General features: G+C 64.6%; 23 protein-coding genes. 10 read left to right on the top strand and 13 right to left on the bottom strand.

The features are described from left to right. Window positions 1-8: 8 nt before the first annotated feature. Complete coding sequence (locus ARADN35_RS0105745) at window positions 9-995, bottom strand: GlxA family transcriptional regulator (RefSeq protein WP_010460012.1); 987 nt, start codon at window positions 993-995, stop codon at window positions 9-11. 101 nt (window positions 996-1,096) lie between these two features. Here ARADN35_RS0105745 and ARADN35_RS0105750 point away from each other — a divergent pair, with 101 nt between their 5' ends. From ARADN35_RS0105750 to ARADN35_RS0105760, 3 genes are all read left to right on the top strand, one after another. After that, window positions 1,097-1,555: a tautomerase family protein gene (locus tag ARADN35_RS0105750; protein ID WP_029413425.1), complete on the top strand. Its 459-nt coding sequence runs from the start codon at window positions 1,097-1,099 to the stop codon at window positions 1,553-1,555. A gap of 227 nt (window positions 1,556-1,782) precedes the next feature. Next, a complete protein-coding gene (locus ARADN35_RS27840; RefSeq protein ID WP_139019173.1) occupies window positions 1,783-2,160 on the top strand; it encodes a hypothetical protein in 378 nt (125 codons plus the stop codon). Window positions 2,161-2,269: 109 nt separating this feature from the next. Continuing rightward, window positions 2,270-2,653: a hypothetical protein gene (locus ARADN35_RS0105760; RefSeq protein ID WP_139019174.1), complete on the top strand. Its 384-nt coding sequence runs from the start codon at window positions 2,270-2,272 to the stop codon at window positions 2,651-2,653. A gap of 373 nt (window positions 2,654-3,026) precedes the next feature. Here the strand turns inward: ARADN35_RS0105760 and gntR are convergent, their stop codons facing one another. Further along, entirely contained in the window at window positions 3,027-4,052 is a 1,026-nt protein-coding gene (gene gntR, locus ARADN35_RS0105765; protein WP_010460021.1) for an HTH-type transcriptional regulator GntR, read from the bottom strand. 204 nt (window positions 4,053-4,256) lie between these two features. Here gntR and ARADN35_RS0105770 point away from each other — a divergent pair, with 204 nt between their 5' ends. Genes ARADN35_RS0105770 through ARADN35_RS0105790 form a run of 4 tightly spaced genes read left to right on the top strand, consistent with a single transcriptional unit; the run spans window position 4,257 to window position 7,643 of the window. Then, window positions 4,257-4,742, top strand: a complete 486-nt coding sequence (locus ARADN35_RS0105770) for a gluconokinase (RefSeq protein ID WP_010460024.1) — start codon at window positions 4,257-4,259, stop codon at window positions 4,740-4,742. Further along, window positions 4,739-5,266, top strand: a complete 528-nt coding sequence (locus ARADN35_RS0105780) for a TRAP transporter small permease (protein WP_010460026.1) — start codon at window positions 4,739-4,741, stop codon at window positions 5,264-5,266. The genes ARADN35_RS0105770 and ARADN35_RS0105780 overlap by 4 nt, the downstream gene beginning before the upstream one ends. 5 nt (window positions 5,267-5,271) lie before the next feature. Then, window positions 5,272-6,567, top strand: coding sequence for a TRAP transporter large permease (locus ARADN35_RS0105785; RefSeq protein WP_029413435.1), 1,296 nt, complete (start codon window positions 5,272-5,274; stop codon window positions 6,565-6,567). 56 nt (window positions 6,568-6,623) lie between these two features. After that, window positions 6,624-7,643: a TRAP transporter substrate-binding protein gene (locus ARADN35_RS0105790; RefSeq protein ID WP_010460030.1), complete on the top strand. Its 1,020-nt coding sequence runs from the start codon at window positions 6,624-6,626 to the stop codon at window positions 7,641-7,643. Window positions 7,644-7,797: 154 nt separating this feature from the next. Here the strand turns inward: ARADN35_RS0105790 and ARADN35_RS0105795 are convergent, their stop codons facing one another. Together ARADN35_RS0105795 and ARADN35_RS0105800 are read right to left on the bottom strand one after the other, a co-directional pair. Next, window positions 7,798-8,091 carry a hypothetical protein gene (locus ARADN35_RS0105795; RefSeq protein WP_029413438.1) on the bottom strand — a complete coding sequence of 98 codons (294 nt, stop codon included), beginning with the start codon at window positions 8,089-8,091 and terminating at the stop codon, window positions 7,798-7,800. A gap of 80 nt (window positions 8,092-8,171) precedes the next feature. After that, the gene (locus tag ARADN35_RS0105800; RefSeq protein WP_010460034.1) at window positions 8,172-8,462 is read right to left on the bottom strand and encodes a hypothetical protein; all 291 of its coding nucleotides are present in this window, start codon (window positions 8,460-8,462) and stop codon (window positions 8,172-8,174) included. A 524-nt stretch (window positions 8,463-8,986) separates the two neighbouring features. Between ARADN35_RS0105800 and ARADN35_RS0105805 the strand changes: the two genes are divergently transcribed. Beyond that, window positions 8,987-9,424, top strand: coding sequence for a CBS domain-containing protein (locus ARADN35_RS0105805; RefSeq protein WP_010460036.1), 438 nt, complete (start codon window positions 8,987-8,989; stop codon window positions 9,422-9,424). Window positions 9,425-9,651: 227 nt separating this feature from the next. Here the strand turns inward: ARADN35_RS0105805 and ARADN35_RS0105810 are convergent, their stop codons facing one another. The 4 genes from ARADN35_RS0105810 to ARADN35_RS0105825 form a co-directional block, all read right to left on the bottom strand. Further along, window positions 9,652-10,485, bottom strand: a complete 834-nt coding sequence (locus ARADN35_RS0105810; RefSeq protein ID WP_010460037.1) for an ABC transporter ATP-binding protein — start codon at window positions 10,483-10,485, stop codon at window positions 9,652-9,654. Next, the gene (ntrB, locus tag ARADN35_RS0105815; RefSeq protein ID WP_029413442.1) at window positions 10,482-11,456 is read right to left on the bottom strand and encodes a nitrate ABC transporter permease; all 975 of its coding nucleotides are present in this window, start codon (window positions 11,454-11,456) and stop codon (window positions 10,482-10,484) included. Before ntrB ends, ARADN35_RS0105810 begins: the two co-directional genes overlap by 4 nt. A 36-nt stretch (window positions 11,457-11,492) precedes the next feature. Next, window positions 11,493-12,737 carry a CmpA/NrtA family ABC transporter substrate-binding protein gene (locus ARADN35_RS0105820; RefSeq protein WP_010460041.1) on the bottom strand — a complete coding sequence of 415 codons (1,245 nt, stop codon included), beginning with the start codon at window positions 12,735-12,737 and terminating at the stop codon, window positions 11,493-11,495. 588 nt (window positions 12,738-13,325) lie between these two features. Then, window positions 13,326-13,952, bottom strand: coding sequence for an ANTAR domain-containing response regulator (locus tag ARADN35_RS0105825; protein ID WP_029413446.1), 627 nt, complete (start codon window positions 13,950-13,952; stop codon window positions 13,326-13,328). 206 nt (window positions 13,953-14,158) lie between these two features. Here ARADN35_RS0105825 and ARADN35_RS0105830 point away from each other — a divergent pair, with 206 nt between their 5' ends. After that, window positions 14,159-15,325, top strand: a complete 1,167-nt coding sequence (locus ARADN35_RS0105830; RefSeq protein ID WP_010460044.1) for a branched-chain amino acid ABC transporter substrate-binding protein — start codon at window positions 14,159-14,161, stop codon at window positions 15,323-15,325. 106 nt (window positions 15,326-15,431) lie between these two features. After that, on the top strand, window positions 15,432-16,478 hold the full coding sequence (gene tsaD / locus ARADN35_RS0105835) for a tRNA (adenosine(37)-N6)-threonylcarbamoyltransferase complex transferase subunit TsaD (RefSeq protein WP_010460046.1): 1,047 nt from the start codon (window positions 15,432-15,434) through the stop codon (window positions 16,476-16,478). Window positions 16,479-16,550: 72 nt separating this feature from the next. On the opposite strand, the gene ARADN35_RS0105840 is transcribed toward tsaD, so the two are convergent. The 5 genes from ARADN35_RS0105840 to ARADN35_RS0105860 form a co-directional block, all read right to left on the bottom strand. Further along, window positions 16,551-18,002 (bottom strand): aldehyde dehydrogenase, encoded by a 1,452-nt coding sequence (locus ARADN35_RS0105840; protein WP_010460048.1) that lies wholly within the window; start codon window positions 18,000-18,002, stop codon window positions 16,551-16,553. Between the two features lie 50 nt (window positions 18,003-18,052). Further along, window positions 18,053-18,763, bottom strand: coding sequence for an ABC transporter ATP-binding protein (locus tag ARADN35_RS0105845; protein ID WP_010460051.1), 711 nt, complete (start codon window positions 18,761-18,763; stop codon window positions 18,053-18,055). Beyond that, window positions 18,760-19,524 carry an ABC transporter ATP-binding protein gene (locus tag ARADN35_RS0105850; RefSeq protein WP_010460053.1) on the bottom strand — a complete coding sequence of 255 codons (765 nt, stop codon included), beginning with the start codon at window positions 19,522-19,524 and terminating at the stop codon, window positions 18,760-18,762. Before ARADN35_RS0105850 ends, ARADN35_RS0105845 begins: the two co-directional genes overlap by 4 nt. Further along, entirely contained in the window at window positions 19,517-20,455 is a 939-nt protein-coding gene (locus ARADN35_RS0105855) for a branched-chain amino acid ABC transporter permease (RefSeq protein ID WP_010460055.1), read from the bottom strand. Before ARADN35_RS0105855 ends, ARADN35_RS0105850 begins: the two co-directional genes overlap by 8 nt. A gap of 150 nt (window positions 20,456-20,605) precedes the next feature. Continuing rightward, a complete protein-coding gene (locus ARADN35_RS0105860) occupies window positions 20,606-21,484 on the bottom strand; it encodes a branched-chain amino acid ABC transporter permease (RefSeq protein WP_007857639.1) in 879 nt (292 codons plus the stop codon). Between the last annotated feature and the right edge of the window lie 3 nt (window positions 21,485-21,487).

Genomic DNA, 21,487 nt, shown 5'->3' on the forward strand with positions numbered 1-21,487 from the left:
TATCCAGTTCAGTCGGTGATTGTTTTGTTCGCTCCCCGGAACTGGCTCGGGTTGGCCCCCGTCACCTTGCGCACCATCCGCCTGAGTGCTGTCGCGTCCTCGTAGCCTACGGATGCGGCAATCTGGTCCATGGTCATGCGGCTGCTCTCAATCAGCAGGCGCGCCTGTTGAAGCCGCGCGTTCTGCACCAGTGCCAACGGGCCATGCCCTGTGTACGCGCGTACGCGGCGCGCCAGCGTGCGCTCGGACATGGCAAATTCCCTGGCCAGCTCCGAGATTTTGGGTGGGTGCGGCAGGGAGGATTCGATCCGCCGCATCAGCCGGCCGATCAACTCATGTCCGTTGGCCAGCATCGACGGCACCACAAACGGCGCTTGGGCTTGGCGCCCTTCGATCAAAAGCAACTTGCCAACCGCCTGGGCAAGGCTTGATCCAAAACGCAGTCCCAGCAAATGCAAAATCAGGTCCGAATGCCCAAATGCGGCACCAGCCGTGATCACCTGGCCGTCACTGACGATCATGCGATCCGCATTGACCGAGCATTTTGGTGCCATGCGCTGTAGTTCTGTGGCCAGCCACCAGGAGGTCGTAGCGCGGCGCCCTTGCAGCAGGCCCGCGTGCTCAAGCAGGAAGACCGCTGAGCAGGACGCGGCCACGATACCCCCAGCAGCAGAGTGCTGCCTCAACAAGCTAGCTGCCCGCTGAGCATCTGCTTGTGCCAAGCGCGGCACAACAGCTTCGATGCTGTCGATGCCCAGGCCAGGCACGACCCAGATGGACGTGTCCCGGCCAGCCCGAAGCGGCGCACGGCGCGTTTCAATGCACAGGCCACCGCTGAGTGCACTGGAGCCGCCATCCGGGGAGACCACCTTCCACGCTGGTTTGCGATCGCCCATGCGGGGTGCCAATACCGAAGCCGCGTGCAGCATGTCTTGCGTTGCGGCGACGCTGGCTGCGTAGGCCCCTGGAAGCACCAGGATGGTGAAATCGAGCATGGCTGATTTGGCGTGAAAAATGTCAAAAAAGACACTTTAAGCGCATTCGGAAATTCGGTTCAATGGTTGTCTTCTACAACCCCGTGATCCCGCGACCCACCATGCCAACCATCCTGATCCATGTGCCAGAAGGTTCTTTTTCCGGCGATGCCCGAGTCTCTTTGATTCGCCGCGTCAACGAAGCCGCAGCCCATGCCGAGCAAATTCCTGACGAGCCGCGCAAACGCGCACTGTGCTGGGTGTTGATCCGCGAAGTTGCCGTCAGCAGCTGGACGTGCGGTGGCACTGATGTGGGTTCTCAGATGTTGCCCTGCATGGCGATGATTTACCTGCCTGTGGGTGTGCTCGACAAGGTGTCGCGAGCCGACTACGTGCGCTTGATGCACGAAGCGTTCAAGCAATCGATGCCGCTGGATGAAAAGCGCCATCTCGCCACTTCCGTCGTCCTGCATGAAGTCGACGATGGCTCCTGGGGTGTCAATGGCGCCGTCTGGACGTTGCCAAGCTTTGCCCGGGCTGCGGGGTTTGCACATTTGCAGCATCTGGTCACACCGCTGTGAAAGCGGGCGCTGGCGCCCTCGCAAGATAATCCAGCAGAATTCTTCGGCCCCGCTATCTCAAAGGGGGCGGACGATGGCCGGGGGATGATGCTTTTGTCATCACCCAAGCATGGGCGGTGTTGCAGATCCCTCTTGGCCCGCGGCGCGGCGCGAGCTGCGCCAGATGGGATGGGATGGGTAGCTGAAAGCAAAGCACAGTTCGACTTCGAGAATTTCATTCACCCACTATGCGATTGTTCTTTCGTCATGTCCCGATCACGGCGCTGTGCCTCCTGCTTGCAGGATGCTATGAGACATTCACTCCGATTGCATCGGCACGTGTGACCCATTGGCAGGGTGGCGCACCCCAAACTGACGCCCAACCACTCTCGGCGGAACAAGTCGCGCAATGGTCCGCATGGCTGCAGAGCCATCGTTGGGGGTGGCATCCCATCACCGCCACTTACCGTCCTGGGGTCGTGATTTTGCTGACGCATTCCGACGGCACCACGTCCACCGTCAACCTCATGCAACAGGTGTTGGTCGCTGGGATGCACCAGCGCGATCTCTCCAAGGTGGAGTGCCAAGAGCTGCATTCGCTGATGGGGATGAAAAATGCTTGCTAGAACCTGCAAGCCATACCGGGGCTTGTTCCATTCACCTTGGGTGCTGGTGTCGCGGCGGTTTGCGGTGTCTGCGGCTTTGTCAGTGCTGGCTGCTTGTGGTGGATCTTCGGTGTCTGACCACATCGGCGCCCAAGCGCGCAGCACGGGTGTGGTGGACATGACCCAAGCCGCGGACTTTGCGTGGACACAATTGCGCGTCTACACGCCTTACACGTCCCGGGAAAAGGTGTGCAAGGACTTGGGCGGGCTGGCACCCGATTGCCTCAAGGACGCTCCGCCATCGGTTCCTGAAGGCAAATATCTCCTGGTATTTATCAACGAGGGCAAAGAGGCTCAGTACGTGTTTCATTCCCGTCGCAATGGAAACTTTCAGACCAGCACGGGGGTGCTGGTTCTGCAGCGTGATGCTGCCGTGTTCGAGGTGCTCCCCACCAAGTCGCCACACCAAGGGGACGCCATTTACCTGCAGGTCCGCGCGCAAGCGCGGCCCTGACGACAAACGGGGGGGCAAGCTTCTTGAGCGCCGGAGCCAGGGGGCATCCAGAAATTTCCAGGCGGTCGGGTGACAGCCCGATACCCCCTAAGAACCTGTTCAAAATCTTTTCGGGGGTCGCGTTGGAGTGCAATCGGGATGAGTGGATGCCTTGGATGCGCCGCATGGGCTCATGCCCATGCAAGCAGCCGGGGCGCCAAAGCTCCGAGGTCATTGGCCCGATTTCACCCCAACCCTTCGGGCAAGTGCCTTGCCGGGCGGTCTGCGGCGTTGCGGCGCTTGCCCATAGCACGGGCTATCGGCTGCGCACCGCGCCTTGCATCCCATCCCGGCAAGGCGCTTGCGCGACCCCGAAAAGATCTTGAACAGGTTCTTACGTACTCCCCCGCACCGTCAATTCAAACCCCAGATCCACCGAATTGCGCTCCGGCACCTCACCGCGCATCAGCGCCAGCAGCATCCCTGCGCTGGCCTCGCCGACGGCGGAGCGGGGCGTGCGCACGGTGGTCAGGGGCGGCAGCATCTGGTCGCTGCCCGCCAGGTCGTTGAAGCCTGCAATCGCCACCTGACTGGGCACCGACAGGCCCAGCCGTTGCGCGGCCAGCAGGCCGCCCTGGGCCAAATCGTCGTTGCAGAAGAACACGGCGTCCACGCAGGGGCGGGTGTGCAGCAGCTCGTCCAGAAGTTCACCGCCCAGGCGCATGGATGAGGGCTGGGGGCTGAGAAGCTCCAGCTTGGGGTCGTACAGGCCTGCTTCCCTGAGGCAGCGGCGGTAGCCTTCGGCGCGCTGCATGGTGCGCGGGTCGAGCTGGGCGGCCACAAACGCGATGTGCCGGTGGCCCCGGTCCAGCAGGTGGGCCGTCATGCTGTGGCCCGCCTCCTGCTGCGAAAAGCCGACGCAGTACACGCCGGTGGCCGAGGTCATTTCCATCAGGTGCACGCAGGGCACGCCGCTGGCGCCAATCATCTGGCGCGCGGCCTCGGTGCGGTCAAAGCCGGTGACCAGCAGGCCCGCCGGGCGGTGGGCCAGGTAGGTGCGCAGCAGCTGTTCCTCTTCCTGGGGGTCGTAGTGGGTCACGCCGATGAGCGCCTGGTAGCCAAGGGGGAACAGCGTGCGGTGCACGGCCTCCAGCACATCCACGAACAACGCGTTGGACAGCAGGGGCACCAGCACCGGCACTTGCACGCTGCGCTGCGATGCCAGTGCGCGGGCGGCAGGGTCGGGCACGTAGCCCAGTTGCTGGGCGGCGTCCTTCACGCGTTGCACCAGGTCCTGGGCCACGCCGCGCTCGCCGCGCAGTGCGCGGGATGCGGTGATGGGGCTCACGTCGGCGGCCTTGGCCACGTCGCTCAGCGTGATGCGGCCGCTGGAACGGCGTTTTGTCTCGGGTTTGCTCAAGGGTTAACCCTCGGTGATGTAGGGGTGAATTTGGTTAGGATAGCGCTGTCCAAACAATGGAGCAACGCAATGCTTGCCATTTTGGACGAAGTTGCATCAATTGCCACAGTTTTGGCGGCATCCGGATCGGATGCCTTTTTTACGGGTTGTTTGGATAGCGCTACCAATATGAGTGTTTTGCCGTCAACGGTTTATCTGGTGGTCATGGGGGTGGCAGGCTGCGGCAAGTCCAGCCTGGGTTCCGCCCTGGCGCGGGCCGAGGGCCTGGCCCTGATCGAAGGGGACGACCACCACAGTCCCGCCAGCCGCGAAAAGATGCGCCAAGGCGTCGCGCTGACCGATGCCGACCGCGAGGGCTGGCTCGCCACGCTGGGCCAGCTGCTGCAGGCGCACCCGCAGGGCGTGGTGTTGACCTGCTCGGCCCTTAAAAAGGCGTACCGCGACCGCCTGCGCGCTGCATGCCCCGGCCTGCGCTTCGTGTTCCTGGAGATCGACCGCGCCAATGCCGGCCAGCGCGTGGCGGCACGGGCTGGCACCCATTTCTTCTCGACCGCGCTGGTGGACAGCCAGTTCGCCACGCTGGAGTCGCCTGCGGGCGAGCCCGGTGTACTGCGGCTTGATGCCACGGTGGACCTGGCGACCCTTCAACAGCAGGCGTCCGCCTGGATTGCAGCCACGGAGGCAGCATGAGCAACACACCACACCCGCCCGATTCCCCCACACCCCGGCCGGTGGGCCGCTTCACCCGGACGGCCGAGGCCCTGATGGCCGCCTGCCTGGGCGTGATGGCCGTGGCGGTCTTCGTCAACGTGGTGCTGCGCTATGGCTTTGGCAGCGGCGTGGTGGCCAGCGAGGAGCTGTCGCGCCTGCTGTTCGTGTGGATGGTGTTCATTGGCGCGGCGGCGGCCTACCCTGCGGGTGAACACATGGCCTTTACCAGCCTGGCCGGGTTGCTGGCCCGGCGGCCGCTGGCTTTTGCACTGCTCAGCGCCCTGATCCGGCTGCTGGTGATCGCTGCCTGCGCCATGCTGGCCTGGGGAGCGTGGCAGCAGGTGGTGGTGGGTCTGGGCAGCCACTCGGTGGTGCTCGGCTACTCGGCCGCGCTGCTGCCGCTACCGGCCTTCCTTTGCGCGATGGCCATCGGTGTGATGGCCTTCATCGAACTGATTCAACGCAAGCCGCTGGACCTGGGTCACGGCGCAGAAGTGGAGTGATGCACATGGGTCCCGAAGCTCAGGCTTTCATCGTCTTTTCGCTGGGCATGCTGGTGTTCATGGGCACCGGCATGAACATGGGCCTGGCCCTGGTGCTCACCGGCGCCGGCATGGCCTGGGTGCTCGACTTCTTCGACACCCAGCTGCTGGCCCAGAACCTCGTGGCCGGGGTCGACAGCTTCCCGCTGCTGGCCGTGCCCTTCTTCATCCTGGCCGGCGAGCTGATGAATTCCGGCGGCATCAGCCGACGCATCATCGACATGGCGCAGGCCTGGGTGGGCCACATCCGCGGCGGGCTGGGCTACGTGGCCATCGGCGCGGCGGTGCTCATGGCCAGCATGAGCGGATCGGCCCTGGCCGACACGGCGGCGCTGGCCACCATCCTGCTGCCCATGATGCGCCAGCAGGGCTACCCGATGAACACCTCGGCCGGGCTGATCGCCTCGGGTGGCATCATCGCGCCCATCATTCCGCCGTCCATGCCCTTCGTGATCTACGGCGTGACCACCAACACCTCGATCTCGGCGCTGTTCGTCTCGGGCATCGTGCCGGGCCTCATGATGGGTGTGGGCCTGATCTTCGCGTGGCGCTGGGTGCTGCGCGGAATCGACCTGCCACCGAGCCGCGCGCCGCTGCCCCTGCGCGAGCGTCTGCGTGCCACGGTCAAGGCCTTCTGGGCCATGCTGATGCCCCTCATCATCATTGGCGGCATGAAGTCGGGCGTGTTCACGCCCACCGAAGCCGCCGTGGTGGCTGCCTTCTATGCACTGGCCGTGGCCCTGTTCGTGCACCGCGAGATGAAGGTGCCCGAGATCTATGGCGTGCTGGTGCGCGCCGCCAAGACCACGGCCATCGTGATGTTCCTGTGCGCCGGAGCCCAGGTGGCCAGCTACATGATCACGCTGGCCGACCTGCCCACGGTACTGACGGGCTGGCTGGGTCCCCTGGTGGACAACCCGCGCATCCTGATGGCCGTGATGATGGTGGTGCTGGTGCTCATCGGCACGGCGCTGGATCTCACGCCCACCATCCTGATCTTCGCGCCCGTGATGCTGCCGATCGCCGTCAAGGCGGGGATCGACCCGGTGTACTTCGGCCTGATGTTTGTGCTCAACGGCGCCATCGGCCTCATCACCCCGCCCGTGGGCACCGTGCTCAACGTGGTGGCGGGAGTGGGTCGTATCTCGATGCACAGCGTCATCAAGGGCGTCAATCCCTTCCTGTTCACCTACGTGCTGATCCTGGCGCTGCTGGTGGCATTCCCGCAGATCGTGACCGCGCCCGTCCTCTGGATGCGGTGATGCCGGTGAGCCCCCGTTTTTCCGTGCCTTTCTTTCCCTTGCCAATGGAGACAACCATGAAGACTTTCCGCCGTACCCTGCTGGCCGCCCTGTCGGTGGCCGCCCTTGCTGCCTCGTTCCAGGCCGCCGCCCAGGACTTCAAGCCGCGCATCATCCGCTTCGGCTATGGCCTCAACGAGGTGTCCAACCAGGGGCGCGCCACCAAGTTGTTCGCAGAAGAAGTCGAAAAAGCCTCGGGCGGCAAGATGAAGGTGCGCGCCATCGGCGCCGCGGCGCTGGGCTCGGACGTGCAGATGCAGCAGGCGCTGATCGGCGGCGCGCAGGAGATGATGGTGGGCTCCACCGCCACGCTGGTGGGCATTACCAAGGAAATGGCGATCTGGGACACGCCCTTCCTGTTCAACAACGCCAAGGAAGCCGACGTGGTGCTCGACGGCCCGGTGGGCCAGAAGGTCATGGACAAGCTGCAAGAAAAAGGCCTGGTGGGCCTGGTGTACTGGGAGAACGGTTTTCGCAACCTGACCAACAGCAAGCGCCCCGTGACCAAGCTTGAGGACATGAACGGCATCAAGTTGCGGGTGATGCAAAACAACGTGTTCCTCGACAGCTTCAAGACCCTGGGCGCCAACGCCGTGCCGCTGCCGTTCTCGGAGCTGTTCACGGCCCTGGAAACCAACACGGTCGACGGCCAGGAGAACCCGTACAACACCATCCTGTCGAGCAAGTTCTACGAGGTGCAGAAGTACCTCACCGTGACGAACCACGTCTACAGCCCCTGGATCGTGCTGGTCAGCAAGAAGTACTGGGACGGCCTCTCGAAGGCCGAGCAGAAGGTGCTGCTCGATGCCGCCAAGAAAAGCCGCGACTTCGAGCGCCAGGACACGCGGGCCGAGGCCGACAAGGCGCTGGCGGACCTGAAGGCCAAGGGCATGCAGGTCAATGAGTTGCCTGCCACCGAGGCCAATCGCATGCGCGAGAAGCTGGGTGCCGTGAACGCCAGCATTGCCACCAATGTGGGGGAAGCGCTGTGGAAGGACGTGCAGGGTGCTGTGGCCCAGGCACGCGCTGGTAAATAAACCGGTGTGGTGACGGGGGGGCTGCAGGGCAGTGATGCCCGCGTGCATCCCTTAGCCCCTCAGCACGAAAGCAAAAAAAGGCCGGGGCTCCCAAAGGAGCCCCGGCCTTTTCCATGGGCAATTGTCCACCTGCACCTCGGTGCAGGGCGGCAAATTACAGGGAGCCGATTTCGCCGGAAGAGATCTTGCCGGTGCGCAGGGCATCGACAGCCTGGGCGCTCACTGCGGCGCGGTCAGCCGTGGAGGTGAAAGACAAGACACGCGAGCCCACGGGGATGGTGCTGCTGGTCAGTGCCACCGTCGAGGCTTCAGCAGCCACTTCAGCACGGGTGCGGTTCGTGTCGAACTTGGTGGCAAATTGCGAAGCATCGGCTTCGTCAGCCTGGGCTCCGAAAGAAGCGAAAGCGGCAACGGCGGCGATAGAGAGGAAACGTGCGGTGTTGTTCATGGTGAAACTCCAGTGAAATTCAGAAAATGGGGTGAGGTACTTGGAATACGCAAAGGGAAAAGCCGTGGATTCAGAAAGAATCAACCGCCTTCAGCGGGGCCAACACGGCCCGTGCGCATGGCTTGTGCAGCCGCTTCGGCACGCACTGCAGCGCGGTCGGCCGTGGACTTGTAGGTCACCACGCGGGAGCCAGCAGGCTCCTGGCTGCGCATCTGGACGGAGGATGCGGCTTCGGAAACCACTTCAGCACGGGTGCGGCTGGTGTCGAACTTGGTAGCGAACTGCGAAGCATCGGCTTCGTCGGCTTGGGCACCAAAAGAGGCGAAAGCGGCCACTGCGGCCAGGGAGAGGAAACGTGCGGTCTTGTTCATGATGAAAATCCTTGAAGTTAAAAAAGCGTCTCAAAAAAACCGGAGCAAAGAACAAAAATGAAAGCTGCTTCAAACCGGGTTCGGTGAGTCGCCTTGCGGGTTCGGCTCATCGATGGGATGAACTGTACGCCGCAGGGGGGTAAAGAAAAACCAGCTGGTCGCAAACTAACTGTTCCAGTTTTGGAAACAATCCAGGCGCCTGTTTCCTGCCTGTGGCCAAAGGCCCGCAGCCGGTCGCAAGCGATCGATCCGAGGCAAGAAGGGTGGGCGTTGATTCCTTTGGAAATGCGTTGGACATGGGCTGTATCGTGCCCGGCCACCGCCCCGGCGTCGTCTCGTCGCGGTTTCGGTTCTTTTCAGTTTGTTTCGCGTCCGGCCGAATGCAACAGAGCCGAAACATATGCATCGCCATTGCCACACCTGGCCCAAAAGCGTGACAAATCGGGCTTGCGCGGGTTGCGCCCGTTGGGCTTATGGGCTGAAATCTCTCTACGCCTGTTTCAGGTATACAGAGGGAGGTTCCCATGACCATCGTCGCCAAGATTCTTCAGTCCAAACCGGACGCCATCGTCCACACCATTGCCCCCGGCGCCTCGGTATTTGAGGCGCTCAAGCTCATGGCCGACAAGGGCATCGGCGCGTTGCTGGCGGTGGAGGGCGAGTCCATCGCCGGCATCTTTACCGAGCGCGACTACGCGCGAAAGATTGCCCTCATGGGGCGTACCTCCGCCGTCACGCAGGTCCGTGACGTGATGACCACCTCCGTGCTGTTTGTGCGGCCCGACCAGACCAGCGAGCAGTGCATGCAGATCATGAGCAACAACCGCCTGCGCCACCTGCCGGTGGTCGAGGGTGGCAAGCTCGTGGGCATGATCTCCATTGGCGATCTGGTCAAGGACATCATTTCCGAGCAGAAATTCATCATCGAGCAGCTGGAGCACTACATCACTGGAACTCACTAAGGACAACCCCCTGAGGCGCTGCGCGCCTTCCCCCTTCTCTCGCGCTGCGCGCGGGAAGGGGGACGCCCCCAGCCCGGCGGGGCGGCCCTTGCGCGGGGACAGTGGCTTGGGTTGTGCGCGTTCTGCGGGCGGTTTTCTTTGGCGCAACGCTGAAAAAAAAAGGGCTCTGACCGATCTGGTCAGAGCCCTTTTGTTTTGGGTGTCCGGGTCGCGGCCGACCCGGCCGCTCAAGCGGCTTTTTCGACATGCCCCTGGCGGGTGTAGAGGAAGTCGATCACTGCCTTGCGGTAGTGCACGTACTGCGGGTCTTCGGCCAGTTCCACACGGCGGCGGGGGCGGGCCAGGTTGACGGCCAGCACCTCGCCAATCGTGGCAGCGGGGCCGTTGGTCATCATCACGATCTTGTCGGACAGCAGCACGGCCTCGTCCACGTCGTGCGTCACCATCACCACGGTGCTCTGGGTGCGTGCCACGATCTCCAGCAGTTCATCTTGCAGCTTGGCGCGGGTCAATGCGTCCAGCGCACCAAAGGGCTCGTCCATCAGCAACACCTGGGGCTCCATGCTCAGCGCACGGGCAATGCCCACGCGCTGCTTCATGCCGCCCGAGATCTCGCCGGGGCGCTTTTGCCCCGCCGGCGTGAGGCCCACCAGCGCCAGCGCGGTATCGGTGCGGGCCTTGAGCTGGGCCTTGGTTTCCTTGCCGCCAAAAACGCGCTCCACGGCCAGATAGATGTTGTCAAAGCAGGTGAGCCAGGGCAGCAGCGAGTGGTTCTGGAACACCACGGCGCGCTCCGGCCCCGGGCCCTTGATCTCCTTGTTGGCGCACAGCAGCGCACCGTTGGTGGGCGTGGTCAGGCCCGCGATCAGGTTCAGCAGGGTGGACTTGCCGCAGCCCGAGTGGCCAATCAGCGCCACGAATTCGCCCTTGGCAATCGTCAGGTTGATGTCGCGCAGCGCAGGGAACAGGCCCTTTGCCGTCTTGAAGGTCTGCTCGACGCCATGGATCTCGATGAACTTGGTGGTCATGGAGGGATGTGTGGATGCTGCGGTGGGGTTCATGCTTTCACCTCTTCAAACGTAAATGCAGTGGCCAGCTTGATGAGTGCAAACTCCAGCACCAGCCCGACGATGCCGATCACGAAGATCGCGATGATGATGTTCTTGACGTTCAGGTTGTTCCATTCGTCCCACACCCAAAAGCCAATGCCCACGCCGCCAGTCAGCATTTCGGCGGCCACGATCACGAGCCACGCCGTGCCCACGGCCAGGCGCACGCCGGTCAGCATGTAGGGCAGCACGGCGGGGAACAGGATCTTGGTGGCAATCTTCCACTCCGACAGGTTGAGCACGCGGGCCACGTTCATGTAGTCCTGCGGCACACGCTGCACGCCCACGGCGGTGTTGATGATCATGGGCCAGATGGAGCAGATGAAGATCGTCCAGATGGCGGCCGGGTTGGCGCCCTTGAACACCAAGAGGCCAATCGGCAGCCAGGCCAAGGGCGACACGGGGCGCAGCAGGCTGATCAGCGGGTTGAACATGCGCGACAGGAAGTTGAAGCGCCCGATCACGAAGCCGGCCGGAATGCCCACCAGCGCCGCCATGCCAAAGCCCACGGCCACGCGTTCGAGCGACATCAGCACGTTCCAGCCCACGCCCTGGTCGTTGGGGCCGTTGCGGTAGAACGGGTTGCTGAAGATTTCCAGCGCCTGCTTCCAGGTTTCCACCGGGCCGGGAATGCTGTTGCCCGTGGTGGCTGACACCACGGCCCACAGACCCACCAGCAAGCCCAGGCCACACAGCGGCGGCAGCACCGCCATCCAGAAGCTGCGCGAAAGCGCCGCCCAGTCGCGGCTGGCTGGGGCCGCGGCAGTAGCCACCGCTGGTGCGGGGGGCGCCAGCGGTGCAGGTTTTAGCTGTTTTTGGCTTCTGGCGCTTGCAGGTAAAGCGCTGGTAGCTACATTATTAATAGCATTCTGTGCAACCACGGGGGCTGCATCCAACGGGGAGTGAAAGACGGCACTGACCATGGTGTTCTCCTGTGCTGGGTGGACGGGGCAGGGCGCTTACGCCTTGATCTTGAAGCTGTCGGCGTACTTGGCGGGGTCTTTGCCGTCCCACACCACACCGTCCATGAACTTGCTGCTGCGCATCTCGGTCTTGGGCAACGGCGTCTTGGAGGCCGTTGCGGCCTGCTTGTAGACGTCGATGCGGTTCACGGCCTTGGCGACACCCAGGTAGTCGGGGTGGTCCTTCATCAGGCCCCAGCGCTTGTGCTGCGTGAGGAACCACATGCCGTCCGTGAGGTACGGGAAGTTCACCGTGCCTTCGTTGAAGAATTTCATGTGGTTGGGGTCGTCCCAGGTCTTGCCCATGCCGTCCTGGTAGCGGCCCAGGATGCGCTGGTTGATCGCATCGACACCCGTGTTCACGTAGGCCTTGCCGGCAATGGTCTCGGCCATCTTGTTCTTGTTGGCCAGGCCTTCGTCGATCCACTTGCTGGCCTCCAGGATGGCGGCTGTCACGGCGCGCGCCGTGTTGGGGTACTTCTGCACGAATTCGGACGTGGTGCCCAGCACCTTTTCGGGGTGGTCCTTCCAGATGTCCTGCGTGGTGGTGGCGGTCACTCCGATGCCGTCCATGATGGCGCGGTGGTTCCAGGGCTCGCCCACGCAGAAACCGTCCATGTTGCCCACGCGCATGTTGGCCACCATCTGGGGCGGCGGCACGGTGATGACCTTGGCGTCTTTCATCGGGTCGATGCCATGGGCCGCCAGCCAGTAGTACAGCCACATGGCGTGTGTGCCGGTGGGGAAGGTCTGCGCGAAGGTGTATTCGCGCTTCTCGCTGGCCATCAGCTTGGCCAGGCCCGCGCCGTTGACGGCGCCCTTGTCGGCGAGCTTTTTGGACAGCGTGATGGCCTGGCCGTTCTGGTTCAGGTTCATCAGCACGGCCATATCCTTCTTGGGGCCAGCCAGGCCCAGGTGCACACCGTAGACCAGGCCGTACAACACGTGGGCAAAGTCGAGCTCGCCATTCACCAGCTTGTCGCGCACACCGGCCCACGAGGCTTCCTTGGTGGGGATGATGGTCACGCCATATTTCTTGTCGATGCCCAGCACCGAGGCCATCACCACGCTGGCGCAGTCGGTCAGTGGGATGAAGCCGATCTTGACTTCCTTCTTCTCGGGGGCGTCCGAGCCCTGGGCGTGGACCAGTGCACGCAGGGCGGGACTCACGCCCACGGCGCCAACGGTAGCGGCCTGCAGCACGGTGCGGCGGTTGAGACTGGTTTTCAACAGATCGGTCATGGGGCATTTCCTCGCGTCGTTACAAAGCAAAAAAGGCGTCCTCCCCTGGGCTGGTTGCATTTGCAAACCGGCCGCGGAGAGGGACGCCTTTGTCCATGGCAAAGCCCATTGGGGGGCTTTGAGCCAGCACCGGCCCGCCATTGGGTCAGTGCTGTCAGTGGTGGGACCGTCATTGGTCTCGCCATGGGTTATGCAAGCAGCGTGCCAGCATGGATTGCGCCATCGTGGGGCGCAAAGTGCTATGAATTAAATAGCTGAATTTGCTTTATGAATAAGCGCTGGCGGTCTGTTGTTCGTCAGAACTGCCGCCATGCACGTTTGTGAATAAGTTGCACTGCCTTTGTGCGGCGCACCATCCGGGCCGGGTGCAGCCGGGGTGAAACAGGAGGGCGTGAAGGCGAGAGTGGGCGCGGGGCCTTGGAGGCTGCTGGGCAGTGCCGCACGGGCGGCAATGTGTGACAAACCGGCCTCCGGCAGTCCCGGCTTGCATCCTGCGCCCGGGGTCTTGGCCCCTGCAGGGCATCCGCAGCGTTCGCCATCTACCGATGGTGCACCAACGCGGTTCCTTGGGAAATCGTGAACAGGTGCTCAGCCCAGCAAGTCCATCACGTCGAGCATGCGCTGGGCCACGTCCACCAGCTTGAGGCCCTTGTCCATGGCGGTCTTGCGCAGCTTTTCGTAGGCGGCCTGTTCGCTCAGGCCCTGGCGCTGCATGAGCAGGCCCTTGGCGCGGTCGATGGTCTTGCGGTCCTTGAGCTCGGTCTTGGCATCGGCCAGCTCGGCGCGCAGGGCTTGTTCATGCTGAAAGCGCGCCATGGCCACGTCCAGGATGGGGCGAATGCGCTGGGGGGCCAGGCCCGCCACGATGTAGGCCGACACGCCCGCCGCCACCGCGTCCTTGACGTGCGAGGTGTCTTCATCGTTGGTGAACATCACGATAGGGCGGCGTTCATTGCGCGTGGCCATCACGACGTGTTCGAGGGCGTCGCGGGCTTCGCTTTCGGCGTCCACGATGATGAGGTCGGGCTGCAACTGGGCGATGCGCTCGCTCAGAAAAACGTCAGCGGGCAGCGTGGCCACCAGGTTGAAATTGTTTTCCAGCAGCCCGATGCGCAGCGCCCGCGACCGATCCGCCTGCAGCACGGCATGCTCGTCGGCGGGGTCGGCGACCGCCAGATCCGGGGCAACCACCACGATGCGCAAAGACTCGTTCATACCCTGGAGCATAAGCAATTTTTACGCCATAAATTGGTGCATCGAAGCGGTGCATGCCAAGGGTTCTTCGCCCAGGGCAGGCTTTTTCACCTTGCGGGGCCTGAAACTTGCTAATAGTTTGGCGATGGGCAGGGCATACCCGATAGCACCTCCCTGGCTGCGTCGCATATACATCTGCTCACATTGACCTATTCAAGAGGATTTGCATGAACAAGCACATTGACCGGCGCCATATCTCTGCCGGCTTGGCCCTGACCACCGTGGCGGTATCCGCGCTGCTGGTGTTGACAGGTTGCAGCAAGGTGCCCGACACCATCAAGATCGGTGTGGCGCAGCCGCTGAGCGGCCCGCTGGGCGCGCTGGGGCAGGATTTGCTCAACGGGGTGAACCTGGCCGTGGCAGAGCTCAACAAGGGCGGCTACAGCGTGGACGGCAAACGCGTGACGCTGGAGGTGGTGTCGGTGGATGACAAGGCCGATGCCGCCACCGGCAAGACCGTGGCGCAGCAGCTGGTGGACTCGGGCGTGGTGGCCGTGATCGGGCATCTGAATTCAGGGGTGAGCATCGAGACCGCGCCGATCTATGCGGCCAAGGACATCCCCCAGATCGCCATCTCGACCAATCCCAAATTCACCCAGATGGGTTTTCCCACCACCTTCCGCATGGTGGCCAACGACACCCTGCAGGCACGCGCCATCGGCTCGTTTGCTGCGACGCAGCTGGGCGCCGCCCGCTACGCCGCGCTGGACGATGGCACGCCCTATGGCAAAGGCCTGGCCGACGGGGCCGCTGCGCAGCTCAAGGCCGAGAAAAAAGAGGTGGTGGTGCGCAAGTCGTTTGACGACAAGACCACGGCATTCGACGAACTCGCGGGCGAACTGAAGGCCGCCAAGGTGGAGGTGATCGTCTCCACCCTCAACGACTTCCAGGCCCTGGCACTGCTGGAGTCGCTGCGCAAGGTGGGCCACACCAAGGTCAGCCTGCTGGGCGGCGACACCATCAAGACCACCGACATGGCCAAGGGCGCCGGCATTGTCGAGGGGCTGTATGCTACGTCGCCCGTGCTCGAAGCCAAAGAGTTCACCACCGGCAAGCCCTTCCTTGAAAAGTACATCGAGGCCTACAAGAAGCCGCCCGCCTACGGCGGCCACTACAGCTATGACAGCACCTACGTGCTGACCGCGGCCATCCAGAAGGCCAAGTCTGCCGACCCCAAAGAGATCACCAAGGCCATGCACGGCATCAACGGCTATGCCCCCGTGATCGGCACCATGAGCTGGGACGAAAAGGGCGAGCAGCGCTACGGTGCCGTGGGCGTGTACGAACTGCGCAGCGGCAGCTGGGAGCTGCGCATGCGTTCGGACCGCTGGTAGCCGGCCGGTTCTTCAGGCGGCATGGCTTTGAACAACCCCTGCTGGCCAGCGCCAGCAGGGGTTTTTGCATCAGGCCCTGCGCGAGGCCGGGTTTTACACTCGGGGCATGAGCTTGCTGATACTCGGTATTGAATCTTCGTGCGACGAAACGGGCGTGGCACTGGTCCGTTCGACGGGCCATGCCGTGCCCACATTGCTGGCGCATGCGCTGCACAGCCAGATCGAGATGCACCAGGCCTACGGTGGCGTGGTGCCCGAGCTGGCCAGCCGCGACCACATCCGCCGCGTGCTGCCGCTGGCCACGCAGGTGCTCACCGAATCCGGCCAGACGCTGGCGGATGTGGATGTCGTGGCCTACACGCGTGGCCCAGGCCTGGCCGGTGCGCTCCTGGTGGGCGCAGGGGTGGCCTGCGCACTGGGGGCGGCGCTGGACAAGCCGGTGCTGGGCGTGCACCACCTGGAGGGGCATTTGCTCTCGCCCTTCCTGAGCGCCGACCCGCCCGAGTTCCCCTTCGTGGCCCTGCTGGTCTCTGGCGGGCACACCCAGTTGATGCGGGTGGATGGGGTGGGCCGCTACGAGATCCTGGGCGAAACCATCGACGATGCCGCCGGTGAAGCGTTTGACAAGTCCGCCAAGCTCATGGGCCTGGGCTACCCCGGCGGGCCAGCGCTCTCACGTCTGGCCGAGCAGGGCGACCCGGCGGCCTTCAAGTTGCCGCGCCCGCTGCTGCACAGCGGCAACCTTGATTTTTCTTTTGCCGGGCTCAAGACGGCGGTGCTGACGCAGGCCAAAAAGCTGGGTGACGAGCTGCAAGTGCGCAAGGCCGACTTGGCCGCCAGCACCGAGGCGGCGATTGTGGATGTGCTGGTGAAGAAGACGCTTACGGCGTTGAAGCAGACGGGCTTGAAGCGGGTGGTGGTGGCGGGTGGCGTGGGGGCCAATCGGCACTTGCGGGCGCAGCTGAATGCCGCCTGTGCCGCCGCCAAGGTGCGGGTGCATTACCCGGAGCTGCACCTGTGCACGGACAACGGCGCGATGATTGCCATGGCGGCGGCAATGCGGTTGCAGGCGGGGCAGCAGGAGGCCAGCAGCAACTATGCGTTTGATGTGAAGCCACGGTGGCCGTTGGATGCGATTACGGTTGCTGGGTGACTGGATTGCGATTAAAAATGGCCTCCAGCGCTTGATGAATAAGCGCCAGAGCCCAAAAGAACTACCAAAAAATCAGAACGGATAGTGCCGCGCCGTCGTCTGCACCGTAATCCATCGCAGCTCCGTAAACTCCCGCACCCCCGCCATCCCCCCAAACCGCCCGTACCCCGAACTCTTCACCCCCCCGAACGGCATCTGCCCTTCGTCGTGCACCGTGGGGCCGTTGATATGGCAGATCCCCGACTCAATGCGCGCCGCCACATTCCACGCCTTCGCCACATCGCGGCTGAACACGGCGGATGACAGGCCGAACTCGTTGTCGTTGGCGCAGGCAATCGCCTCCTCGACGCCGTTCACGCGCACCACGGGCTTGACCGGGCCGAACGACTCCTCGCGGTAGATGTCCATCTCCGCCGTCACATGGTCCAGGATGGTGGCGGCCATCAGCGTGTTCTCGCTCTTGCCGCCGCACACCAGCTTGGCGCCCTTGGCCAGCGCATCGTCAATGAGCGCATTGCAGCGGTGCACCGTGGCCATGTCCACCACCGACCCCAGCACCACCGGGCCCTTGCGCGGGTCGCCTAGGGGCAGTGCCTTGGCGCGCTCGCCCAGCTTGGCCACGAACTCGTCGGCCACGGCGTTGTCCACGATGATGCGTTCGGTGGACATGCAGATCTGGCCCGAGTTGGCGAACGATCCGAACACGGTGCCCGCCACCGCGGCATCCACATCCGCATCGTCCAGCACCACCAGCGGGGCCTTGCCGCCGAGCTCCAGCACCGTGGGCTTGAGGTACTTGGCGCAGGTCTGCGCGACGATGCGGCCGACCTTGGTCGACCCCGTGAAGTTCACGCGGCGCACGGCCGGGTGGGCCACGATGGCCTCGACCACGGCGCCGGCATCGGCCGGGGCATTGGTCACGAAATTCACCACGCCCGGGGGCAGGCCGGCCTCCTGCAGGGCCTCGATGATCAGGCCGTGCGTGGCGGGGCTCAGTTCCGAGCCTTTGAGGATCACCGTGTTGCCGCAGGCCAGCGGCGTGGCGATGGCGCGCACGCCGAGGATGATGGGCGCGTTCCACGGTGCGATGCCCAGCACCACGCCCGCGGCCTGGCGCACGCCCATGGCCAGGCTGCCGGGCACGTCGGACGGTATCACCTCGCCGGCGATCTGCGTGGTCAGGGCCGCGGCCTCCTGCAGCAGGCCGGCGGCCAGGTGCACGTTGAAGCCGGCCCACAGGCCCGAGGCGCCGGTCTCGGCGGCCATGGCAGCGGCAAAGGCCTCGCCCTTGGCTTCGAGCGCATGCGCGGCCTTGAGCAGCAGCGCACGGCGCGCATTGGGCCCCAGGGCCGACCAGGCCGGGAAGGCCTTGGCGGCTGCGTCTGCTGCGGCTTTGGCATCGGCCACGGTGGCGGCGGGCGCGGTGGTGGCCACGGAGCCGTCGAGCGGGTTGCGGCGCTCGAAAGTCGCGCCGCCGGTGGCTTGCACGCGCTCGCCGTTGATCAGCATGGAAATGGCAGTCATGGGAAAAGTCTCCTGGACAACAAGAAAAAAAGAGGGGGATAGGGCTGCGGCTAGGCTACGCCGAGGTAGGCCTGCCGCACTGCATCCGATTGCAACAAGGTCGCGGCCTCACCGGACGCCACGATGCGTCCGCGCTCCAGCACATAGCCGCGCTGCGCCACTTGCAGCGCCTTGCGCACGTTCTGTTCCACCATGAGCACGGTGACGCCCTGGGCCGCGATGCGCTGCACGATGGTGAGCAGTTCGTCCACCATGCGCGGTGCCAGCCCCAACGAGGGCTCGTCCAGCATCAACAGGCGCGGGCCGCTCATCATGGCGCGGGCCACGGCCACCATCTGCTGCTCGCCACCGCTCATGGTGCCGGCCAGTTGCTGAGCACGCTCCTTGAGGCGCGGGAAGTCCTCAAACGCCTGCGCCAGCCGCATAGCGCGCACCCGGGAGGGCACCAGCCAGCCGCCCAGCTCCAGGTTCTCGGTCACCGTCATCTGCGGGAATAGTTGGCGGCCCTCGGCCACCAGGGCCAGGCCGCGCTGCACGCAGGCCGTCGCATTGAGGGCCGGCACGGCCTGGCCGTCGAGCTGCACCGTACCCTGGCGCGGCAGCAGGCCGGCCAGCGCCTTGAGCAGCGTGGTCTTGCCGGCGCCGTTGGGGCCGACGATCACCGTGATGCCGGGCTGGGCTTCGAGCGACAGGTCCTGCAGCACCTGAAAGCCGTTGTAGCCCGTGGTCAGACCCTGTACCGTGAGGTGTGCGCCGCTCATGCCGTGGCTCCTTCGGGTGTTGCCTGTGTGCCCATCTCATCGCCCAGGTAGGCCTCGATGACCTCCTTGTTGCGCACCACCTCGGCGGGCGTACCGTCTGCGATCTTGCGGCCCTGGTGCAGCACCAGGACGCGCTCCACGTACTTGAGCAGGGTGGTCACCGCATGCTCGATCCACACCACGGTCAGCCCCCAGTCGTCGCGCAGGCGGCGGATGCGCTGGGCCATGGCGTCGACCTCGGCCTCGGTCAGACCGGCGGCCACCTCGTCGAGCAGCAAGAGGCGCGGGCGCGTGCCCAGCGCCATGCCGATCTCCAGCAGCCGCTGCTGCGAGGGCGTCACGTCGGCGGCAGGCCGCTCGGCCAGGATGGAGAGGCCCAGCATGGCCAGGATCTCGTCCTCATTGCGCAGGCCCGCAGGCCCCTGGCGGTGGCGGCCTGCGAATTGCATGCCGAAGCGCACGTTGTCGCGCACCGTCATGTCCGGGAATACGCGCGGCGTCTGAAAGGTGCGCGCGATGCCGTGGGCTGCATAGTGGTGCGGCCCTTTGCCGGTCAGGTTGTCGGCACCGCAGTGCAGCGTGCCCGAGGTCGGTGGCTGCACGCCCGAGATGGCGTTGAAGAACGTGGTCTTGCCCGCGCCATTGGGGCCGATGATGCCGATGAGCTCGCCGGCATGCAGGCTGGCGCTCACGCCGTCCACGGCGGTCAGCCCGCCAAAGCGCACGGTCACGCTGTCGATGGTCAGCAAGGCTTCAGACATGGCCGGCCTCCGCTGCAGGCGTGGCCGCCCGCTTGCGCTGCCACAGCGTGGCCAGCCCGTTGGGCAGGTACATCACGCACAGGATCAGCAGCAGGCCCAGCACCATCATGTAGCCATAGGGCAGCTGCAGGCGCAGCGTCTCGGCCAGCAGGCTGAAGACGATGGCCGCGAGCACCGGCCCGCCGATGCTGGCCGCGCCGCCGATCAGCGCGATCAGCACCGTCTGGAAGCCGATGAAGGGACTGAACACGGCGGCCGGCTCGATGTAGGTCCAGCGCACGGCCATGGCCGCGCCCACGGCGCCTGCAAACGCGGCTGTAATGCCGAAGCCCGCGATCTTGGCCAGGCGCGTGTCCACGCCCAGGGTCTGGGCACGCTGCTCGTCGGCACCGATGCCCGAGAGCGCCAGGCCGAAGCGGCTGCGCTGGATGGCGATGGCCGTGGCGATGGCCGCCGCCGCGATCAGCAGCACCGTGAGGTACACCGTCTCGTTGCTGGGCGCCACCGTGAGCACACGGCCCACGGTGCCCGAGACCTGCTTTTCGACAAAGGTCACCGCGTGGCGGATGAGCTCCGTCATGCCGAAGGTCAGCACCGCGAAATAGGTGCCGCGCAGGTGCAGCACGGCGGCCCCCATGACCACGGCCACCACGGCGGCGATCAGCGCGCCGGCCACGATCACCAACGGCCAGGGCAGCACTTCCAGCAATGTGGCGCTGGCATAGGCGCCGATGCCGAAGAAGGCCGAGGTTGCCAGCGAGAGGTAGCGCGTGGCGCCGCAGAACAGCGACCAGCTGGTGGCCAGCGCGATGTACATCAGGCAGCTGAGCAGCACCGAGGCCACGAACTCGGACACCAGCCAGGGCAGGGTGCCGACCACGGCCGTGCCCGCTGCCAGCGCGAGCCATGGTCTGGAAGATGGATTTTTCATGAAGTTATCTTTTGTGTTCAGCCCCGTAATGGGCGATCAAATCCGGCGCGGTCCAACTCAGTGCCACCGTGGAACTGGCTTTGCCAGGCCAGGGGTGGCGTCCCCCTCCCGAAGGAGAGGGGGAAGACGCGAAGCGGCTCAGGGGGTGTCTCATTTCTTTGAGAAGAGGCCGTTGGGGCGCCAGATCAGCACGCCGATGAACACCGCATAGCTCAGCAGCATCTTGAGAGAGGGGCTGCTGAAGTGCATGCCCAGGGCCTCGACCACACCCAGCAGCAGGCCGCCGGCCAGGCTGCCCGCCAGGCTGCCGAAGCCGCCCAGCGTGATCACGATCAGCGCCGTCACGGTATAGGGCTCGCCCATCGAGGGGGAAATCTCGTAGGTCATCGACAGCAGGGCCCCCGCCACGCCCGACAGGCCCAGGCCAATGCCGAACATCATGGGGTGCAGGCGCCGGGTGTTGATGCCCACCAGTTGCGCGCCCGTGGGCGACTGCATCAGCGCCCGCACGGCCTTGCCCAGCAAGGTGAGCTTGAGCAGCGCGATCAGCGCGGCCGACAGCGCCAGCGCCACGCCGAACAGCACCAGCTTGTTCTCGGTGAAGCGCATGCCCGCCACCTGCACCGGGTCGGCCAGGTACTCGTAGCCGCGCAGGTCGCCGCCCCAGATCAGCAGGGCGGTGTTCTGCACCAGGAACATCAGGCCGAAGCCCACCATCAGGCTGCGCGCCTCGAACACGTCCACGTTCGGCGCGCGCGCCGCCAGGCGCTTGAAGCACAGCGCATGCACCGCCACCCCCAGCACGAACAGCGCGATGAAGGCGATGGGCATCAGCAGCAGCGGCGACCAGCCCCAGGCGGTGTGCGCCCACCAGGTGATGAAGGCGCCGAGCATCAGGAACTCGCCATGCGAGATGTTCATGATGCGCATCAGCCCGTACTGCAGATTCAGGCCCATGGCCACCAGCGCATAGATGCCGCCGGTAATGAGGCCACTGGCGACCAGTTCGGCCCAGGAGGTCAGGGACATTCC

The sequence above is a fragment of the Acidovorax radicis N35 genome, assembly GCF_000204195.1.
GTDB lineage: Bacteria > Pseudomonadota > Gammaproteobacteria > Burkholderiales > Burkholderiaceae_C > Acidovorax > Acidovorax radicis.

What these genes read in the sequence shown, in the direction of transcription:
- tsaD (WP_010460046.1), top strand. Translation starts at nt 15,432, where the DNA reads ATGAGCTTGCTGATACTCGGTATTGAATCTTCGTGCGACGAAACGGGC.
- ARADN35_RS0105825 (WP_029413446.1), bottom strand. Translation starts at nt 13,952, where the DNA reads ATGAACGAGTCTTTGCGCATCGTGGTGGTTGCCCCGGATCTGGCGGTC.
- ARADN35_RS0105800 (WP_010460034.1), bottom strand. Translation starts at nt 8,462, where the DNA reads ATGAACAAGACCGCACGTTTCCTCTCCCTGGCCGCAGTGGCCGCTTTC.
- ARADN35_RS0105810 (WP_010460037.1), bottom strand. Translation starts at nt 10,485, where the DNA reads ATGAACCCCACCGCAGCATCCACACATCCCTCCATGACCACCAAGTTC.
- ARADN35_RS0105770 (WP_010460024.1), top strand. Translation starts at nt 4,257, where the DNA reads ATGGGGGTGGCAGGCTGCGGCAAGTCCAGCCTGGGTTCCGCCCTGGCG.
- ARADN35_RS0105745 (WP_010460012.1), bottom strand. Translation starts at nt 995, where the DNA reads ATGCTCGATTTCACCATCCTGGTGCTTCCAGGGGCCTACGCAGCCAGC.
- ARADN35_RS0105805 (WP_010460036.1), top strand. Translation starts at nt 8,987, where the DNA reads ATGACCATCGTCGCCAAGATTCTTCAGTCCAAACCGGACGCCATCGTC.
- ARADN35_RS27840 (WP_139019173.1), top strand. Translation starts at nt 1,783, where the DNA reads ATGCGATTGTTCTTTCGTCATGTCCCGATCACGGCGCTGTGCCTCCTG.
- ARADN35_RS0105855 (WP_010460055.1), bottom strand. Translation starts at nt 20,455, where the DNA reads ATGAAAAATCCATCTTCCAGACCATGGCTCGCGCTGGCAGCGGGCACG.
- ARADN35_RS0105840 (WP_010460048.1), bottom strand. Translation starts at nt 18,002, where the DNA reads ATGACTGCCATTTCCATGCTGATCAACGGCGAGCGCGTGCAAGCCACC.
- ARADN35_RS0105750 (WP_029413425.1), top strand. Translation starts at nt 1,097, where the DNA reads ATGCCAACCATCCTGATCCATGTGCCAGAAGGTTCTTTTTCCGGCGAT.
- ARADN35_RS0105850 (WP_010460053.1), bottom strand. Translation starts at nt 19,524, where the DNA reads ATGTCTGAAGCCTTGCTGACCATCGACAGCGTGACCGTGCGCTTTGGC.
- ntrB (WP_029413442.1), bottom strand. Translation starts at nt 11,456, where the DNA reads ATGGTCAGTGCCGTCTTTCACTCCCCGTTGGATGCAGCCCCCGTGGTT.
- ARADN35_RS0105795 (WP_029413438.1), bottom strand. Translation starts at nt 8,091, where the DNA reads ATGAACAACACCGCACGTTTCCTCTCTATCGCCGCCGTTGCCGCTTTC.
- ARADN35_RS0105780 (WP_010460026.1), top strand. Translation starts at nt 4,739, where the DNA reads ATGAGCAACACACCACACCCGCCCGATTCCCCCACACCCCGGCCGGTG.
- ARADN35_RS0105860 (WP_007857639.1), bottom strand. Translation starts at nt 21,484, where the DNA reads ATGTCCCTGACCTCCTGGGCCGAACTGGTCGCCAGTGGCCTCATTACC.
- ARADN35_RS0105830 (WP_010460044.1), top strand. Translation starts at nt 14,159, where the DNA reads ATGAACAAGCACATTGACCGGCGCCATATCTCTGCCGGCTTGGCCCTG.
- ARADN35_RS0105785 (WP_029413435.1), top strand. Translation starts at nt 5,272, where the DNA reads ATGGGTCCCGAAGCTCAGGCTTTCATCGTCTTTTCGCTGGGCATGCTG.
- ARADN35_RS0105820 (WP_010460041.1), bottom strand. Translation starts at nt 12,737, where the DNA reads ATGACCGATCTGTTGAAAACCAGTCTCAACCGCCGCACCGTGCTGCAG.
- ARADN35_RS0105790 (WP_010460030.1), top strand. Translation starts at nt 6,624, where the DNA reads ATGAAGACTTTCCGCCGTACCCTGCTGGCCGCCCTGTCGGTGGCCGCC.
- ARADN35_RS0105845 (WP_010460051.1), bottom strand. Translation starts at nt 18,763, where the DNA reads ATGAGCGGCGCACACCTCACGGTACAGGGTCTGACCACGGGCTACAAC.